The organism is Stenotrophomonas sp. PAMC25021 (assembly GCF_004795795.1).
In the GTDB taxonomy this organism is placed as follows: domain Bacteria; phylum Pseudomonadota; class Gammaproteobacteria; order Xanthomonadales; family Xanthomonadaceae; genus Stenotrophomonas; species Stenotrophomonas muris.
This window is the reverse complement of record NZ_CP039255.1, coordinates 587001-603309: the sequence shown is the minus strand read 5'-3', so window position 1 is coordinate 603309 and position 16309 is coordinate 587001. Positions and strand designations below refer to the sequence as shown.

16 protein-coding genes are annotated in these 16309 nt (G+C 67.1%); 9 read left to right on the top strand and 7 right to left on the bottom strand.

The features are described 5' to 3' along the window. The first annotated feature begins 36 nt into the window (after positions 1-36). Positions 37-1107, top strand: coding sequence for a sensor domain-containing diguanylate cyclase (locus tag E5790_RS02920; RefSeq protein WP_049441534.1), 1071 nt, complete (start codon positions 37-39; stop codon positions 1105-1107). A 142-nt stretch (positions 1108-1249) separates the two neighbouring features. Next, complete coding sequence (locus tag E5790_RS02915) at positions 1250-2410, top strand: AAA family ATPase (protein WP_014646469.1); 1161 nt, start codon at positions 1250-1252, stop codon at positions 2408-2410. A gap of 30 nt (positions 2411-2440) precedes the next feature. Here the strand turns inward: E5790_RS02915 and E5790_RS02910 are convergent, their stop codons facing one another. Beyond that, positions 2441-3388, bottom strand: a complete 948-nt coding sequence (locus E5790_RS02910; RefSeq protein ID WP_014646470.1) for a DMT family transporter — start codon at positions 3386-3388, stop codon at positions 2441-2443. A gap of 79 nt (positions 3389-3467) precedes the next feature. On the opposite strand from E5790_RS02910, the gene E5790_RS02905 reads away from it, so the two are divergent. After that, positions 3468-4082, top strand: a complete 615-nt coding sequence (locus tag E5790_RS02905) for a Pr6Pr family membrane protein (protein ID WP_049441536.1) — start codon at positions 3468-3470, stop codon at positions 4080-4082. On the opposite strand, the gene E5790_RS02900 is transcribed toward E5790_RS02905, so the two are convergent. Then, a complete protein-coding gene (locus tag E5790_RS02900) occupies positions 4003-4878 on the bottom strand; it encodes a DUF72 domain-containing protein (protein WP_111206628.1) in 876 nt (291 codons plus the stop codon). The two genes, E5790_RS02905 and E5790_RS02900, sit on opposite strands and share 80 nt — an antisense overlap. After that, entirely contained in the window at positions 4875-5318 is a 444-nt protein-coding gene (locus E5790_RS02895) for a VOC family protein (protein WP_014646472.1), read from the bottom strand. The genes E5790_RS02900 and E5790_RS02895 overlap by 4 nt, the downstream gene beginning before the upstream one ends. A 110-nt stretch (positions 5319-5428) precedes the next feature. Between E5790_RS02895 and E5790_RS02890 the strand changes: the two genes are divergently transcribed. From E5790_RS02890 to agp, 3 genes are all read left to right on the top strand, one after another. Further along, entirely contained in the window at positions 5429-6991 is a 1563-nt protein-coding gene (locus E5790_RS02890) for a serine hydrolase (RefSeq protein ID WP_041863194.1), read from the top strand. 156 nt (positions 6992-7147) lie between these two features. After that, positions 7148-8980, top strand: a complete 1833-nt coding sequence (gene smrA / locus E5790_RS02885; protein WP_032956816.1) for a multidrug efflux ABC transporter SmrA — start codon at positions 7148-7150, stop codon at positions 8978-8980. A gap of 120 nt (positions 8981-9100) precedes the next feature. Next, positions 9101-10324, top strand: a complete 1224-nt coding sequence (gene agp / locus E5790_RS02880) for a bifunctional glucose-1-phosphatase/inositol phosphatase (protein ID WP_126411868.1) — start codon at positions 9101-9103, stop codon at positions 10322-10324. A 9-nt stretch (positions 10325-10333) separates the two neighbouring features. On the opposite strand, the gene E5790_RS02875 is transcribed toward agp, so the two are convergent. Further along, the gene (locus tag E5790_RS02875) at positions 10334-11332 is read right to left on the bottom strand and encodes a polysaccharide lyase (protein ID WP_046429697.1); all 999 of its coding nucleotides are present in this window, start codon (positions 11330-11332) and stop codon (positions 10334-10336) included. A 211-nt stretch (positions 11333-11543) separates the two neighbouring features. On the opposite strand from E5790_RS02875, the gene E5790_RS02870 reads away from it, so the two are divergent. Then, the gene (locus E5790_RS02870; protein ID WP_046429698.1) at positions 11544-11780 is read left to right on the top strand and encodes a hypothetical protein; all 237 of its coding nucleotides are present in this window, start codon (positions 11544-11546) and stop codon (positions 11778-11780) included. Positions 11781-11869: 89 nt separating this feature from the next. On the opposite strand, the gene E5790_RS02865 is transcribed toward E5790_RS02870, so the two are convergent. After that, positions 11870-13678 (bottom strand): DUF885 domain-containing protein, encoded by a 1809-nt coding sequence (locus tag E5790_RS02865; RefSeq protein WP_032956825.1) that lies wholly within the window; start codon positions 13676-13678, stop codon positions 11870-11872. A gap of 112 nt (positions 13679-13790) precedes the next feature. On the opposite strand from E5790_RS02865, the gene E5790_RS02860 reads away from it, so the two are divergent. Beyond that, entirely contained in the window at positions 13791-14147 is a 357-nt protein-coding gene (locus tag E5790_RS02860) for a GFA family protein (protein ID WP_046429700.1), read from the top strand. Beyond that, on the top strand, positions 14144-14959 hold the full coding sequence (locus tag E5790_RS02855) for a DUF4349 domain-containing protein (protein WP_111206635.1): 816 nt from the start codon (positions 14144-14146) through the stop codon (positions 14957-14959). The genes E5790_RS02860 and E5790_RS02855 overlap by 4 nt, the downstream gene beginning before the upstream one ends. A gap of 31 nt (positions 14960-14990) precedes the next feature. On the opposite strand, the gene E5790_RS02850 is transcribed toward E5790_RS02855, so the two are convergent. Together E5790_RS02850 and E5790_RS02845 are read right to left on the bottom strand one after the other, a co-directional pair. Beyond that, complete coding sequence (locus tag E5790_RS02850) at positions 14991-15284, bottom strand: hypothetical protein (protein WP_005408721.1); 294 nt, start codon at positions 15282-15284, stop codon at positions 14991-14993. Between the two features lie 68 nt (positions 15285-15352). Beyond that, positions 15353-16297: a LysR substrate-binding domain-containing protein gene (locus E5790_RS02845; protein ID WP_111206637.1), complete on the bottom strand. Its 945-nt coding sequence runs from the start codon at positions 16295-16297 to the stop codon at positions 15353-15355. Positions 16298-16309: the final 12 nt, after the last annotated feature.

Below are 16309 nucleotides of genomic sequence, written 5' to 3'. Positions count from 1 at the left end.
TAGACTTCGCGGTGACCTGCCGGAACGTGACGCTGCATGATCAAGCCCGACAAGCCTGCCAATGAAGCCCTTCGGCTTGAGGCGCTGTACCGCTACCGTATCCTCGATTCGGAGCGTGAAAAATCCTTCGACGACCTGGTGGTGATCGCCAAGGCGGTCTGCGGCACCTCGATGGCGGCGGTGACCCTGATCGACGTCGAGCGGCAATGGTTCAAGTCGATCCAGGGCATCGATGCGGCAGAAAACCTGCGCAGCGAATCGATGTGCGGCCACGCGATCCTGCAACCGCAGCAGGTCATGGTAATCGAGGACGCGCTGCAGGACATCCGCTTCCACGACAATCCGGTGGTGGTGGGCGATCCGCACATCCGCTTCTATGCGGGCGCGCCGCTGATCAGCTCCGATGGCCTGCCGCTGGGCACGCTGTGCGTATTCGATGCGCAGCCACAGCACCTGGCCAGCGACAAGGCCGAAGCGCTGGCGGCGCTGTCGCGGCAGGTGATGCTGGTGATGGAACTGCGCCGCTTCGCGCTCGACATCCAGAAACACATGCTGGAGCGCGATGACTACGAGCGACTGCTGTCTGAGTACCAGGACGTGCTGCTCGCGCAGAATGCCGACCTGGCCGAACAGAGCCGCACCGACGCGTTGACCGGCCTGCCGAACCGCCGTGCGATGGCGGCAGCGCTGGAAGAGGCGGTGGCGGTGAACGGAGACCAGCCCGGGGCGGCCTGCGTCGCGCTGCTGGACATCGACCATTTCAAGCACATCAATGATTTCCAGGGTCACGCCACCGGCGACCGCGTGCTGGCCGAGCTGGGCGTGCTGCTGCGCTCGCATTTCGCCGGTCGCGGCATGGCCGCACGCTATGGCGGCGAGGAGTTCGTGGCGGTGATGCCAGCTACCGACCTGCGCACCGCCGAACTGCAGTGCGAGTTCCTGCGCCTGGCCGTGGCTGATCTGCCGCTGGGATTCCCGGTCACGATCAGTATTGGAGTGGCCCAGCACCAGCCCGGTGAAAGCGTGGATGACACGCTGGCACGTGCCGACAAGGCGCTGTACCGGGCCAAGGGCAATGGCCGCAACCGGGTGGAAGTGGCCGGCTGAAGCATCTGCCACCCGCGCGGTAAACGGATGCCGCTCCAGTAGATCAACGCGACGCGTGGATGCTGTCACCGATTCACATCGCGTCGCAGCTCCTGCGATCAGAACCGGGCAGCATGACCCCCTGGTTCCCCGGACGCCGACCATGCTGCAGACCCTGGCCATCGCCCACTATCGTTCGCTGCACGGACTCGTACTGCCGCTGCAGCAGTTGAATGTGGTGACCGGCGACAACGGCAGTGGCAAGTCCAGCCTGTACCGTGCCCTGCGCCTGCTGGCCGAGACCGCGCAGGGCGGCGTCGCGGCGGTGCTGGCCCGCGAAGGCGGGCTGGGCTCGGCGCTGTGGGCGGGTCCGGAAAAGATGGACCGTCGGGTTGCTGCCGGCGAAATCCCCCTGCAGGGCGGCCCACGCCAGGAATCGGTGGGATTGAAGCTGGGCTTCGCCACTGACGAATTCGGCTACGCCATCGATCTGGGCTACCCGCCGCCCAGTCGATCGGCCTTCGCACTGGACCCGCAGATCAAGGCCGAGGCGATCTGGGCCGGCCCGTTCCTGCGCAGCGCCAACCTGCTGGTCGACCGTCGTGGAGCGATGGTGCGGCAACGCCATGCGCGCGGCTGGGATCTGGTGGATGACCGGTTGTCGCTGTTCGACAGCCTGTTCACCCAGGTCGGCGATCCGCAGCGCCTGCCGGAAACCATCGCCCTGCGCGAGTACATCCGGCGTTGGCGCTTCTACGATCATTTCCGCAGTGATGCCGATGCCCCGGCGCGGCAACCGGCGATGGCCACGCGCACGCCGGTGCTGCATCACGACGGCCGGGATCTGGCGGCGGCCTGGGTCACCATCCTCGAGATCGGTGACCCGGTGGCGTTGGCACGCAGCGTCGACGATGCGTTCCCGGGCGCCACGGTCGGCTTCGAGGAGCTGGATGGACGCTTGGCGCTGCGTTTCCACCAGCCTGGGCTGCTGCGGCCCTTGTCGATGGCCGAACTGTCCGACGGCACGCTGCGCTTCCTGCTGCTGGCCGCTGCGCTGCACACGCCGCGTCCACCGCCGCTGCTGGTGCTCAACGAGCCGGAGACCAGCCTGCATCCGGACCTGCTGCCGGCGCTGGCGCGGCTGATCATCGCAGCCAGTGCGCGCAGCCAGGTATGGGTGGTGTCGCACGCCAGCCGGCTGATCGCGGCGCTGGAACAGGCGCCAGGGTGCCATTCGCTGCATCTGTACAAGGAACAGGGCCGCACGCTGTTGAGCGGGCAGGGCCTGCTGGATGCACCTGCATGGCACTGGCCGCAGCGTTGATACGGGCATCCACGTCATGCGTGGATGCACTCAATCGGCGATGTTGCGCGCCTCGGCCGTGCCAAGAATCTCCGGATGCTGCACCGGCTTGCGGCGGTTCAGCAGCGGATGCAGGAACACGGCGCCTACGATGATCGCCACGCCGAGGTAGAACCACGGGGTGACTTCGTGCTGCTCGCGCAGCAGCACCACCGCCAGCACCACCGCATAGACCGGCTCCAGGTTGGTCACCAGCTGCACCGTGTAGGCGCTCAGGTGGCGCAGTGCGACCAGGGCCAGGGCAAACGGCAGCAGCGTGCAGAACCCGGCCAGCACCAGCAGCAGGATGCCGTCGTGCAGGTCCGGGACCACCCACAACGGGCTGGCCAGCGCAGGCAGCAGGTAGGGCATCAGCGGCGCCAGCAGGGTCAGGGTGAGGGTGCCCGCACCCAGCTCCAGCGCGGTGACCGTGAGCGGATCGGCGTGGCTGACCATGCGCTTGTTGAGCGAGCCGAACACTGCCACCAGCAGCGCCGAGATCGCGCCGATCAGCACACCCAGGCGCATGCCGTCGGGCACGCCACCGACCACCAGCGCGACACCCGGCAGCACCGCCAGGCCGAACGCCAGTTCACGCAGCTGGAATGGCCGCTTGGCCACCCACGGTTCGATGATCGAGGTGAACACCGGCGCCAGCGCGATGCAGGTGGCGGCCACCGACGCATTGGCCAGCTTTACCGCGCCGTAGAACGTCAGCCAGTGCAGGGCGACCAGGGCGCCGATGCCGGCATAACCGGCCACCAGCCGCACTGGCAGCGTACGCAGTCCACGCCAGACCCGCGGCAGCAGCGCCAGCATCGCCGTCACCAGCAGCATGCGCCACCACACCAGCGGCAGTGCGGGCAGGGTGATCAGCTTGCCGAGGATGGCGGTGACGCCCCACAGCAGGACACAGAAGTGAATCTGCCACAACGCTTTGCGGGTGTCGGGTGTGCTCATCCGCCTATTGTGCGGCAATCGCACGGCCGCCGGCGATGCCTGTGGCATGCTCGCGGAAACTCCCCAGGGGAACCCCGCAATGGCTGCCAACCGTTCCGCCCAGCGTGCATGGGCAGCGCTGACTGCACTGATGGCGGCCACCTCGTTGCTGCTGCAATACCTGTTGCTGCTGCATGGCCCCGGGGCGGCTGCCGGGGTCGGCATGGCGACGCTGCGCTTCGTTGGTTACTTCACGATTCTCAGCAACCTGGCGGTGTGCCTGGGATGCGTCTGGCTGATCCGTGCGGGTGTGCTGAACGCGACTGTCGCCGCGGTGATCGCGTTGTGCATCGGGGTGACCGCGTGCATCTACGTGCTGGCGTTGCAGGGGCTGTGGCAACCCACCGGGCTGCAATGGTGGGTCGATGCCGGCCTGCACTACGCTGTGCCGGCGCTGTACCTGCTGGGGTGGTGGTGGCTGCTGCCGCATGGCGCGCTGCGCTGGCGCGCACTGGGCGGGGTGCTGCTGGTACCGCTGGTGTACCTGGGCTGGGCGATGCTGGTGGCCGAAGTGACAGGACAGGCGCCGTATCCGTTCCTCGAACTGCAACGCCTGGGGCTGGCGGCGTTCCTGCTCAACGTGCTGCGCGTTGCGAGCGTGTTCGTGGTGGGGTGGACCCTGCTGTGGGGGCTGGACCGCTGGCGCTGTCGATGAGGCGCTGCAGGGCCATCGCTGCCGCCGGGTTGCGCGCTTTGCCTGCGCCGATGCACAGCAGGTAGACCTCGCGCGGGGCCTCCGCAGCGGGCCCGGCCAGGCAGGGCAGGTCATCCACTGGTTCACCGCGTGACCAGCGGCGTGCGCGTTCGGCCCAGCGTTGCTGCACGGGCGCCGGCAGGCCCTCGTTCAAGCGGGCCTGGCTGCGCTTGATCCGCGCATAGACGAAGCCGGCACTGACATCACCGTGCAATGGCGCCTCGTCGCTGTCCTCGATCACCAGCGCCACGCCATGGCGGCGGGCGGCGTCGACCAGTGCCGGGCCATGTGCCTCGGCGTTGCGGACCTCCAGCGCATGCTGCAGCGGCACCCCGTCCAGCTGCTTAGGCAGCTGTGCCATCAGCGCCTCCAGTGCATCGGCGTCGGCCGGGTGGCGCGGATCGAACTGCCACAGCAATGGGCCGAGCCGGTCACCGAGCGCCAGTGCCGCCTGCAGGAACGGTGTGGCCGCTTCCACGGTGCTGGACAGGTCGCGTCGCTGCACCAGGTAGCGCGGCGCCTTCATCGAGAAGCGGAAACCGTCGGGTGTCTGCGCAGCCCATTGCGCGCACTGGGCCGCAGTTGGCGTGCGGTAGAACGTGCCGTTGATCTCGATGCAGCGCAGGGTGCGGCTGGCGTGGGCCAGTTCCTCCCGCTGCGGCAGGCCTGCTGGATAGAACACACCGCCGCGCCATCCGGGAAACACCCAGCCGCCGATGCCGCAGCGGATCTCTGCCTGCCGGCCGGCCGTGGTCACTGGCCGTGGTCCGTGCGCCACGGGTCGTAGCTGCCGAACCACCACAGGTAGCCTTCCGGGTCGGCGCAGGCGTAGCCGCGTCCGCCATAGTCCTGGTCGGCGATGTCGATGACGATGCGGGCACCGGCGGCCTTGGCCCGCGCGTAGTGCGCATCGGCATCGGTGACGATCACGCAGGCGCTCTGGGTCTGGCGTCCGCCGACCTCGTCAGGCAGGGCAGCGTGTTTGCTCCACGCACTCTGGTTGCTGGCCGAGCCCAGCATGATCATGCCGCTGCCGAAGGTGAGCTGCGCATGGAAGACCGTATCGCCATCGGCGTAGACGGCCTGGGCATGGAAGCCGAAGGCGCGCTGCAGCCAGTCGATGGCGGCCTGCGCGTCGCGATAGCGCAGGCACGGAATGATCGTGGAGCCGCTGCTGGGTTGGCCGTTCTCGCCCATGACACCCCTCCTATGGCACAGGGCAGGATGCGCCGCCGGACGTTACCATCCCGCGAAACCCCGGTGACGGCCTGCACATGGCCGCCACCCCTGTTCGGAGATCGTGCTGGATGAAACCCTGGATCGGAGGAGCCGTGCTGCTGGCGTGCACGACCATGGCGAGCGCGGCGACCCCGCCGCCGCTGCAGGACCTGGATGCGACCGTCGAGCGCGTGCGCGCGCAGTTCGACGTGCCCGGCATTGCCGTAGCGGTGGTCAAGGATGGCGAGGTGGTGCTGGAGCGCGGCTGGGGCGTGCGCGAGCAGGGCAAGCCGGAACCGGTGCAGGCCGATACGCTGTTTGCCATTGCGTCCAACACCAAGGCGTTCACGGCCACCTCGCTGAACCTGCTGGCGGAAGAGGGCAAGTTGAAGATGGACGACAAGGTGATCGACCACCTGCCGTCGTTCCGCATGTCCGACCCGTTCGTGACCGGGCAGATGACGATCCGCGACCTGCTGTCGCATCGTAGCGGCCTGAGCCTGGGCGCCGGTGACCTGCTGTTCTGGCCAACCACGTCCTACAGCAACGCCGAAGTAGTGCAGCGGCTGGGCAAGGTGCCGCTGAAGGGCGGCTTCCGCGAAAGCTATGCCTACGACAACATCCTGTACGCGGTCGCCCAGCAGGTGATCGAGCACGTCTCGGGCGTGAGCTACCAGCAGTTCCTGCAGACCCGCATCTTCGACAAGGTGGGCATGGCCGGCACGCGCTACAACGCCGACCACCTGAAGCCGGGTGACACGGCGGCGGTCGGCCACGCCAAGTACGATTTCAAGGACCTGCGCACCGTCGCACCGCTGACCTGGTCGAACAATGCCGGCGCCGGTGGCATTTATTCCAGTGCGCACGACATGGCGCGCTGGATGCAGGTGCAGCTGGCCGAAGGCAAGCTGGCCGACGGCACTGCGCTGTTCAGCGAAAAGAGCCAGCAGCAGATGTGGCGGATGATCACCCCGCAGTCGATCCCGGCGCCGAGCGTGCCGGAGCTGGCACCGGCACGGGCCAACTTTGCCGGCTATGGCGAAGGCTGGAGCCTGAGTGACTATCGCGGCCGGAAACTGGTCTGGCACACCGGTGGCTGGCCGGGCATGGTCTCGCGCTTGACCCTGGTGCCGGGCGAGAAGCTGGGCGTGGTGGTGCTGACCAACCAGGAAGTGGGCGCGGCGTTCAACGCGATCACCCTGAGCGTGCTTGATGCCTATCTGGGCGGCGACAAGCACGACTGGGTGGACGCCTATGCCAAGGCCGTGGCCAAGGGCCAGGACAAGGCCGACGAGGCCTGGGCCAAGCATCAGAGCGCGCGCGACAAGGGCAGCAGGCCGTCGCTGCCGCTGGCCGGCTACACCGGCACGTTCCGCGACCGCTGGTATGGCGACATGCAGGTCAGTGCCGCAGGCAAGGGCCTGCGCCTGCGCTTCATGAAGACCGCGCAGCTGAGCGGCCGCCTGGAGCACTGGCAGCACGACACCTTCATCGTGCGCTGGGATGACCGCTCGCTCAACGCCGATGCGTTCGTGAACTTCAGCCTGGACCCGGACGGCAAGGTGCGCGAGGTTCGCATGCAGTCGATCTCCGACCTGACCGATTTCAGCTTCGATTTCCAGGACCTGCTGTTCACCCCGGTCAACGAATGAAGGTAGTGCCGGCCGCTGGCCGGCAACCTCATGATCTTCCGAAATGCCGCAAGGGTGCCGGCCAGCGGCCGGCACTACCGGAGCGGCGGCGATCATCGGCTGGCGTACACATCCGGCGTGGGATACTTCGCCGCTTGCAAGAGGCGAGGGAGTGCGATGTTCCGTTGGTTTGAATCCCTGATCCCGGTGTTCCCGCCCGTGGATGGGCGCATGCCACCGCGCAAGGTGCTGCCGTTCTACCTGCACTACCTGCGCCCGGTGTGGCCGGTGCTGCTGGCGACCCTGATCGCCGGCCTGCTGCTGGCGCTGGTGGAAGTGGCGATGTTCGATTACCTGGGCCGCATCGTCGACATGGTCGCCGAGCAACCGGGGGCCGATTTCTTCAAGCGCCATGCCAATGAACTGGGCTGGATGCTGTTCATCACGGTCATCGCGCGGCCGATCCTGGTCGGCCTGCACAACCTGCTGGTCAACCAGGCGATCGTGCCCGGCCTGAGCAACCGCTCGCGCTGGCTGATGCACAACTACGTGGTGCGGCAGAGCCTGAGCTTCTTCCAGAATGACTTCGCCGGCAGCGTCGCCAACCGGGTGATGCAGACCGGTACCTCGCTGCGCGAGTCGGCGGTGCAGATGGTCGACTCGCTCTGGTACATCGTGGTCTACACCGGCACCGCGCTGTACCTGTTCGCGCAGGCGGACTGGCGGCTGATGGTGCCGCTGATCCTGTGGCTGCTGGCCTATGCGGTGATCATGGTCTACTTCGTGCCGCGCGCGAAGGAACGGGCCTGGATTGCGTCCGAAGCGCGTTCCAAGGCGATGGGCCGCATCGTCGATGGCTACACCAACATTCCCACGTTGAAGCTGTTCGCCCATGGCGGGCGCGAGCAGGCCTATGTGGCCGAATCGATCCAGGAACTGGCGGTCAAGCACCGCGCGCAGACCCGGGTGACCACCGGCATGGACCTGACCATCGCCATCGTCAACGGTTTCCTGATTGCCGGTACCTGCGGGCTCGCGCTGTGGTTGTGGAATGGCGGCCACATCACCGTCGGTGCGATCACGCTGGCGACCGGCCTGGTGATCCGCATCCACAACATGTCCGGCTGGATCATGTGGACCATCAATGGCATCTTCGAGGACATCGGTACGGTGCAGGACGGCATCACCACCATCGCCCAGCCGCTGACCGTGCAGGACCGCGAGGACGCGGTGCCGTTGCAGGTGACCCGCGGTGGCGTGCACTTCCAGGACATCCACTTCCACTATGGCAAGAAGGGTGGCGTGATCGCAGGCCTGGACCTGGTGGTGAAGCCGGGCGAGAAGATCGGCCTGGTGGGTCCTTCCGGTGCCGGCAAGTCGACCCTGGTCAACGTGCTGCTGCGCCTGTACGACCTGGAAAGCGGCCGCATCCTGATCGACGACCAGGACATTGCCTACGTCACTCAGGAAAGTCTGCGCCAGCAGATCGGCGTGGTCACCCAGGACACCTCGCTGCTGCATCGCTCGATCCGCGACAACCTGCTGTACGGCCGTCCGGACGCGACCGATGAGCAGTTGCGCGCTGCGGTGGCCAAGGCGCGTGCCGAAGCCTTCATCGACACGCTGGTGGATGGGCAGGGGCGTCGTGGTTACGACGCACATGTCGGCGAGCGTGGCGTGAAGCTGTCAGGTGGCCAGCGCCAGCGCATCGCCATTGCCCGCGTGCTGCTGAAGGACGCCCCGATCCTGGTGCTGGACGAAGCGACCTCGGCGCTGGACTCGGAAGTGGAAGCGGCGATCCAGGACAGCCTGGATGAGCTGATGGGCGGCAAGACGGTGATCGCGATCGCGCACCGGCTGTCGACCATCGCACGCATGGACCGGCTGGTGGTGATGGACCAGGGCCGCATCGTCGAGACCGGCAGCCACGCCGAACTGATCGCCGCCGGTGGTCTGTACGCGCGCTTGTGGGCGCGACAGACCGGTGGTTTTGTGGCCGCCGATCAATGATTGCTTTCGGGGTCGGAGCCTTCTCTGCGAGCAGGATCCGACCCTGGCCACGTATGCCTTGGGGTCGGATCCCTTTCCGCAGGAAAGGGCTCTGACCCCAACGTGTTTCCGGAGACCTGCATGATCCGACCCGTACGCTCCTTGTTGCTGGCACTCATTCTGGCCACCACGGCCGCAGCCGCGGCGACGACACCGGTGCAAGGCGACCAGCTCGAGCAGGTCGTCCTGCTCAGCCGCCACAACCTGCGCGCGCCGGTGGTGGCGTCGGGCGCCCTTGCCCATGCCACGCCGGAGCGCTGGCCACGCTGGGACGTAGGCCCCGGCGAGCTGACCACCAAGGGCGGCGTGCTGGAAGTCTACATGGGGCGCTACATCGGCCAGTGGCTGCGCCAGGCGCAATTGTTGCCGGCGTCGGGTTGCCCGCAGCCGGCTGACTTCCACGCCCATGCCAACAGCCTGCAGCGTACCCAGGCCACCGCGCAGTTCTTCATTGCCGGTGCGTTTCCGGGCTGCCATGTTGCGGTCGAACAGCGCATGGCGCTGGGGACGATGGATCCGCTGTTCGACCCGGTGATCCACAACGATGACGCGGCATTCCGCAAGCGCGCGCTGGCGGCAATGCAGCAGGCGCTGACAGCATCGGATCTGGCACCCGCACTGTCCGTGGTGGAGGAAATCACCCGTTACCCGCAGTCGGCGGCCTGTACGGGGCGCAGCGACTGTCATCTGGTGCTGGGCGACACGACCTTCAATGCGGAGCCGGGCAAGGAGCCACGCGCTTCGGGTTCACTGGCACTGGCCAGCGGTCTGGTCGATGCCCTGCTGATGGAGCATTACCAGGGAAGTGGCGTTCCGCGCGAAGGTTGGGGCCGCTTGAACACGGAAGGCCAATGGATGGCGTTGGCGCAGATCCGCAACCGCTACCAGGACATCCTGTTCGGAACACCCGCGGTGGCGCGTGACGTGGCCGCTCCGCTGCTGGCGCGCGTGGATGCGTCGTTCGGTGATCCGGCGTCGCCGAAGGTGATCCTGCTGGTCGGCCATGATTCCAATATCGGTTCGGTGCTGGCGGCGTTGGGAATCAGCGACTACAGCCTGCCAGGCCAGTACGAGAAGACGCCGATCGGCGGCCTGCTGCAGTTCGAGCGTTGGCGTGACCGCCAGAGCGGTGGCGAGCGGTTCCGCCTGGCCTACGTCTATCCGACCACCGCGCAGCTGCGCGATGCCGTGCCGCTGACCGAGGCGCAGCCGCCGGGACGCGTCGCACTGCCCTTGCCGGGCTGTGACCGGCAGGGCTGCAGCCGTGCGCAGTTCCAGCAGCTGCTACAGCGGGCCCGTCGCTGAAACAAGGGGCTATCGCAGCGGCGTGCGCACGATGCCCTGCGCAGCCATCAACGTAAGGTCGCCGCCCAGCCGTGGGGAACGGAACGGTCCGCGTGCATGCGCGGCGTCGAACAGGCCGCCATCGGGTGAGCGCAAGCGGTAGAACTCGACCCAGCCGCTGGCCTGCAGGGGCAGCTGTGCAACGCCGGTGTGTTCGTTGAACCATGCAGGGTCCTTGCTGCCTTCGATGACGCGGCGGGCAAGACGGTCAATGGCGTGATCCCTGCTGGCGTACCAGTCCTGGCCGCGCAGCCGTGCCAGCTCGGCCATCATCACCAGCGGCGCCAATGCGTAGTCGTGGTAGTGCAGGGCGCGTTGCCCGCGCGCCATCTCCAGCGGCAGGCTGCCATCGTCCTGGATGTCATCGACGCCCTTCTGGAAGGCGGCGTGGCCGGCTTGCCACAGGGCATCGTCGTCGGTGGCCAGCCCGGTGGCCAGCACGCCCAGACCGCCCCAGTAGTAGTGGTTGTTGCGGCGCCGTTTCGGATTGTTCCAGTACGCCAGGTTGGCCCGGGCCAGCCTCTGCAACCACGGATCGATGCGCGCGCGCTGCCGGGCATCTGCCTGGTCGTGCACCTTCAGGTAGGCCATCGCTACCGCATCGAGCATCCACTGCCGCATGTAGAACGACTGGTTGTTGTTGACCCGGATCATCTGCCCGAGCATGGCGCCGTCGTCGGCCCACGCACCCAGCCAGTTCAGCGTGCACTGTGCGGCTGCCGGGTCACCGTCGCGCAGGTAGTCGTCGCTCATGCGCGCCACGTCGGCGGCATAGCGGTCCAGCGGCGCAGTGGCGTCCTTGTTCTGCTGGCGAAGTGCCGGGTCGATCACCGAACCAGCCTTGTCGGTGTAGTAGCCCAGGGCACGGATGTCGGGCTGTCCCGCCGGTGGCGGCGGGCAGGCAGCGTAGGCAGGAGTGCTGGCCAACAGCGCGGGCAGCAGCGCAAGACGCAAGAGGGGGAGAGACATGGACGCCGGCGGAAGGGGGAACCTGGCGAAAGATGCGCCCGGAGTTGTTCGCCAGGTGTGAGGTCACGCACGCCCGATGTGCAACGGTTCAGGACCGGAGCGGCTCCAACGTGGCGGGAAGGATGCGTTGCCCTGTAGGCGACGCGTGCCCTTCTGGGCTGCGGGGTTGCGATGTAGTCTGCGGGTGATTCACCTACTCTGGAGATCGACCATGAAAATCACGGACTTTCTGGTAATGGATCACTATGGCGACCAGATCGACGCCGATCCCCATGGCAACAACATTGCATTCTGCTGTTTCGACTGCGGGCATCCCATACTGGCCGTCGCGCTGGAGAACCAACGTGGGTTTGATGAAGTGCATCCGGCGGCATGCCGGGGCTGCAAGGTGAAGTACTTTCTTGATATCCGCAGCAATGCCGGGAAGCTGTACATACACCGGATGTGAGGCCGTCGGGCGCTTCAAACGAGAACGGCCCGGGAAGCCCGGGCCGTGAGGTGCTGCCAGAGCCGCGGGGCATTCAGCCCCGCAGCCGATCACTCGATCGGCTGGTCCAGCATCAGCTGGCGTGCGAAACGCACCGGCGGTGCGCCGTAGGACAGTACCTGGTCGTGGTACGCCTTCAGGTTGAACTTGTCGCCCAGCTTTTCCTGCACCGCCTTGCGGGTGTCGAAGTGTTCCTGCGCACCCACGAAGTAGGTCGGCAGCTGCGCCGAGGTCAGCTGCGCGCGCACCCACTTGCCGGCCGCTTCGCTTTCCTGCTGGAACGCGTCGTGGGTCATCAGGTGCATCGCCTTCTCGCGATCCCAGTTGTCCACGTGCACGCCCTGGTCGAGGATCGCGTTGGAGATCGTGCGCAGGTAGAACTTCAGCTGCACCAGGTGGAACAGCGGGTCGTTGTCGAGGTAGCCCTGCTCCTGCATCATGCGCTCGGTATAGACCGCCCAGCCTTCGGCGAACAGGCCCGAACGCAGCACCGCACGCAGGGTGGAGGGGAACTTGGCCGAGTGCCAGCCTTCCAGGTAATGGCCCGGGGTGCCTTCGTGGATGCTCAGCAGGTGGATCATGCGCGAGTTGTATTCACGCAGGAACGAGTCGACCTGCTTCTCGTTCCAGTCGTCCGGAATCGGCGACACGGCGTAGAAGGTCTTCAGGTTCTTGTCCAGCGGGCCCGGAGAGTCGCAGTAGGCCACGGCCACGCCACGCTGGAATTCCGGCATCAGGATGATGTCCACCGGCGCGTCGGGCAGGGTCACCAGGTCGTGCTCGCGCACGAACGCGGTGGACTGCTCCAGCGCGGCCTTGGCATCATCGACCACCTTGTCGCGCGCCGGCTTGTCGGCGTAGGCCAGTTCCAGTGCGGCCTCGATCGCCTTCTGCTGCTGCTCGTCGGTCGGCTGGGCCGGCATCTCCGGCGCACCCGGCTTGTCCTTCAGTACGGTCTGCGCGATGCCGTACATGTCCTCGCGCACGCGCTTGAGTTCGGCGCGTGCACGCTCACCGATCTCCTGGCGCGACAGCGAGGAGCTCAGCGCGAACTTCAGCTTCTGGTCGTACTTTTCCGCACCAATGCGGAAGTCGCCCTTGGCGTTCGGCACCAGGGTCTTGTCCAGCCAGGTCTGCTGCTCGTCCACGGCCTTCTTCAGGCCGTCGATGGCGGCCTGCAGGCGCTGCTGGTCGGCCTGCGGCAGTTCGCCGATGTGCGGGGTGATGAAGGTATCGACGATGCTGAGGATGCCCTTGTTCTGCTTGGCCACCGTCTCGGCATGGATCTTCGGAACGCGGGCCGGATCCAGGTTCTCGCGTGCCTGGGCGAAGATCGCCGGCAGCTTTTCCATGCGCGCGGTCGCCGACTTCAGGCGTTCCGGCAGCGGTGCGAACTCCCGGGCCATCAGGCCATAGATCGCGCTGCCGGCGATGCCGTTGTACAGCTGCGGGTCCCACTTGCCGGACTGGAGCACTTCGGCGTTCCAGATTTCCGACTGCAGCTGGTTGCGCAGGATCGCCGCGTCCACCTGGTTCTCGCGGCCCAGCTTGGCCACCTCGATCTTGTCCAGCTCGCCCAGCAGCGCCTTGTAGGCGGCCACGGTCTTCTGCTGGCCGGCGGCGCTCAGGTCGTCCAGTTCGCTGTCGTAGCGGTGGTCACCGATCTGGGTGGCGCTGACCGGCGACAGCTGCATCCAGGTGTCCAGGGCGCGCTTGGACAGATCGGCGAAGGCGGCATCGACCGCCGCGTCACCGGCCTGCTGGCTGGTGGCCGGGGTGGAAGCGTTGGTCGGGGCGTCGGCAGGCTGGCAACCGGCCAGCGCAGCGACCAGGGCGAGGGCAAGAAGATGCGGGCGCATCGGCATTCCTGTACGGGGTCAAACCCTGAGCATAGGGGCCCGTCGCTGCTTTGTCCCCGTGCCATAGGATTACCATGGGCGGTTTCAAGGACCCTCCAAAGGAGCGCAGGACATGGAATACCAAGGAAGCTGCCATTGCGGCATGATCGCATTCACCGTACAGGCCGAGGCGCCGATCAGCGACGTCATCGACTGCAACTGCTCGATGTGCCGCCGTCGCGGCAGCCTGCTGTGGTTCGCCCCGCGCGAGGCGTTCCAGCTGGCCACCGATCCGGCTGACGTGGCCACCTACCACTTCAACAAGGCGCATATCGACCACCACCACTGCCGCCAATGCGGTATCGCCCCCTACAGCGAAGCGATCGATCCGCGTACCGGCACACCGATGGTGGCGGTGAACGTTCGCTGCGTGCCGCAGGTCGATCTGGCCGGTCTTTCGGTGACCTCCTACAACGGAGCCGCGCTGTGAGGCCGCTGTGCGCGTGGACGCGCACGCTGGCAGTGCCGGTGCTGCTGTTGGCACTGGCAGCCTGCGCCAAGAACGGTGAGCGCGCTGCAGAGGCGGGCGCGACCGCGGCCGATGCCGCTGTTGCTTCGCCGGAAGGCGCATTCCTGGCCTACGAACATGACGTGCAGGTGCAGCTGGAGGCGGCGCAGATCGCACCGCGCATCCAGCAGATCGCCCAGGCCTGCCAGAGCGCGAAGTTCGGCGACTGTGCAGTGTTGCAGGTCGACCAGCGCGGCGGCGAGCAGCCCAGCGGTGAAGTGAAGGTGCGCATCGCGCCGAAGGGCACCGAGCCGCTGATCGCGATGGCCGGTGAGGGCGGCACGCTGCAGTCGCGCAACACGCGCGCGGAGGACCTCGCGCAGGAAGTAGCGGACACCGCGCTGACCAAGTCCCGGCTGGAGAAGGAACACGCGCGGCTGTTGTCCTACCAGGACCGCAAGGACCTGAAGATCGAGGACCTGATGGCGATCACCACGCGGCTGTCGGAGATCGAAGCAGGCGTCGAGCAGGCCAACAAGGATGCCGCACAGCAGCGTCGGCGCATCGATACCCAGCTGGTGACGATCCACTTCGACACCACCTCGGGCCAGCGCAGCCGCAGCGAGATCGGCGAGGCGCTGAGCGAGTCGGGCAGCATCCTCAGCGGCGGCATTGCGTTCCTGATCCGCGCCGTCGCCGCGTTGCTGCCGGTGGGTGTGCTGGCCCTGGTCGTGGCCTGGGGTGTGCGGGCGTGGTGGCGTCGCCGCCGTCGCACGCTGCCGCCCACCCGCTGAGGTGACGGCTGATGCCGGCAGGGAGCCGGCGTCAGCCCTCGTCGGTCTCGTACTCGACGAACACATCCAGCTCCAGCGCCAGTTCCTGCACCGCGTCGCGCACCTTCTGCGCGGTGCTTTCATTGCCGACTTCCACTTCCAGCTCGTGGATGCCCGGGCCGATGTCATCGGACAGCCCGGCCGAACTGGAATCGTCGTCGTCCATGTGCGGCATCAGGTCGTCGGTTTCCTCGACATGTTCGATGCCCTCCAGGCCGAGCAGCAGGTCGCTGATGGCGCGGGCGTCGTCTTCGGTTCCGGTGATGCGCAGTCGCAGCATGGCCATGGCGTAGGTACGTTGTGGAGTTGCCTGCAGCCTAGCCAGCGCCGGGCAAAGAACGGGTGAGGGCGCAGTCAGGCGCGTGTGGCCGGGCGTCCGAGCAGGCTGTCCGGCAATGCGGGAATCGGCGTGCGTTCGTCCTGCGCCTGCTCCAGCAACCAGTCGATGAACAGGCGTGCGGCCGGGCTCGGCGGTTGTCCTTCGGCCTGCACCACGTGATACGCATAGCGCGCCTTCAGCGCCGGGCCGGGCAGGCGTACCACCTCGTAGCGCTGCAGGTAGGGCTGCGCGATGTGGGTACGTGCCAGCACCGCGCCCATGCCGTACACCGCTGCACGCATCGCATCGGTGCTGTCGGCGAAGGTGTGCATCGGCGGCAGCGGCGAGGGCGGGCGCACGCCGGCATGACGGAACCAGTCGCGCCAGCCCTGCGGCGACAGGTCGGTCAGCAGCGGCAGGTCGGCGATGCGCGCCGGATCGACCAGTGCTTCGACCCCGGCCAGCGCCGGCGAGGCCACCGGGAACAGGTAGTCGTCCATCAGGTGCTGCGCACGCAGGCCCGGCCACTGGCCCAGACCGTAGCGGATGCCGACTTCCGGCCCATTGTCGTCGTAGCGATCCAGGCCGCTGCCGGTGTGCAGCTCGATGCGGATGTGCGGATGGGCCTGGGTGAAGCGCGGCAGCCGTGGCAGCAGCCAGCAGTAGGAGAGCGAGCGCAGCGTGGTGATCCGCAACGGCACGCTGTCGGCATCCGGCTGCAGGTGATGGGCGACGGCCGCGACATCGGTGAAGGCGGCGCTGGCGGCGTCGGCCAGTTGCCGGCCCTCGGCGGTCAGGCGCACGCCGCGGGCGTGGCGCAGGAACAGGCGTACTTCCAGCACTTCTTCCAGCCGGCGCACATGGTGGCTGACCGCGCTGGCGGTCAGGTGCAGCTCCTGCGCGGCCTGGGCGAAGTTCTGGTGGCGCGCGGCGACCGCGAACACGGCCAGTGCGGGGAGCAGGGAAGGGCGTAGCTGCATGTCGAGCCTCAA

Coding starts and splice junctions, on each gene's coding strand:
- E5790_RS02920 (WP_049441534.1), top strand. CDS start 37: ATGATCAAGCCCGACAAGCCTGCCAATGAAGCCCTTCGGCTTGAGGCG.
- E5790_RS02865 (WP_032956825.1), bottom strand. CDS start 13,678: ATGCGCCCGCATCTTCTTGCCCTCGCCCTGGTCGCTGCGCTGGCCGGT.
- E5790_RS02905 (WP_049441536.1), top strand. CDS start 3,468: ATGGCTGCCAACCGTTCCGCCCAGCGTGCATGGGCAGCGCTGACTGCA.
- E5790_RS02910 (WP_014646470.1), bottom strand. CDS start 3,388: ATGAGCACACCCGACACCCGCAAAGCGTTGTGGCAGATTCACTTCTGT.
- E5790_RS02875 (WP_046429697.1), bottom strand. CDS start 11,332: ATGTCTCTCCCCCTCTTGCGTCTTGCGCTGCTGCCCGCGCTGTTGGCC.
- E5790_RS02915 (WP_014646469.1), top strand. CDS start 1,250: ATGCTGCAGACCCTGGCCATCGCCCACTATCGTTCGCTGCACGGACTC.
- E5790_RS02860 (WP_046429700.1), top strand. CDS start 13,791: ATGGAATACCAAGGAAGCTGCCATTGCGGCATGATCGCATTCACCGTA.
- E5790_RS02890 (WP_041863194.1), top strand. CDS start 5,429: ATGAAACCCTGGATCGGAGGAGCCGTGCTGCTGGCGTGCACGACCATG.
- E5790_RS02870 (WP_046429698.1), top strand. CDS start 11,544: ATGAAAATCACGGACTTTCTGGTAATGGATCACTATGGCGACCAGATC.
- E5790_RS02895 (WP_014646472.1), bottom strand. CDS start 5,318: ATGGGCGAGAACGGCCAACCCAGCAGCGGCTCCACGATCATTCCGTGC.
- agp (WP_126411868.1), top strand. CDS start 9,101: ATGATCCGACCCGTACGCTCCTTGTTGCTGGCACTCATTCTGGCCACC.
- E5790_RS02850 (WP_005408721.1), bottom strand. CDS start 15,284: ATGGCCATGCTGCGACTGCGCATCACCGGAACCGAAGACGACGCCCGC.
- smrA (WP_032956816.1), top strand. CDS start 7,148: ATGTTCCGTTGGTTTGAATCCCTGATCCCGGTGTTCCCGCCCGTGGAT.
- E5790_RS02845 (WP_111206637.1), bottom strand. CDS start 16,297: ATGCAGCTACGCCCTTCCCTGCTCCCCGCACTGGCCGTGTTCGCGGTC.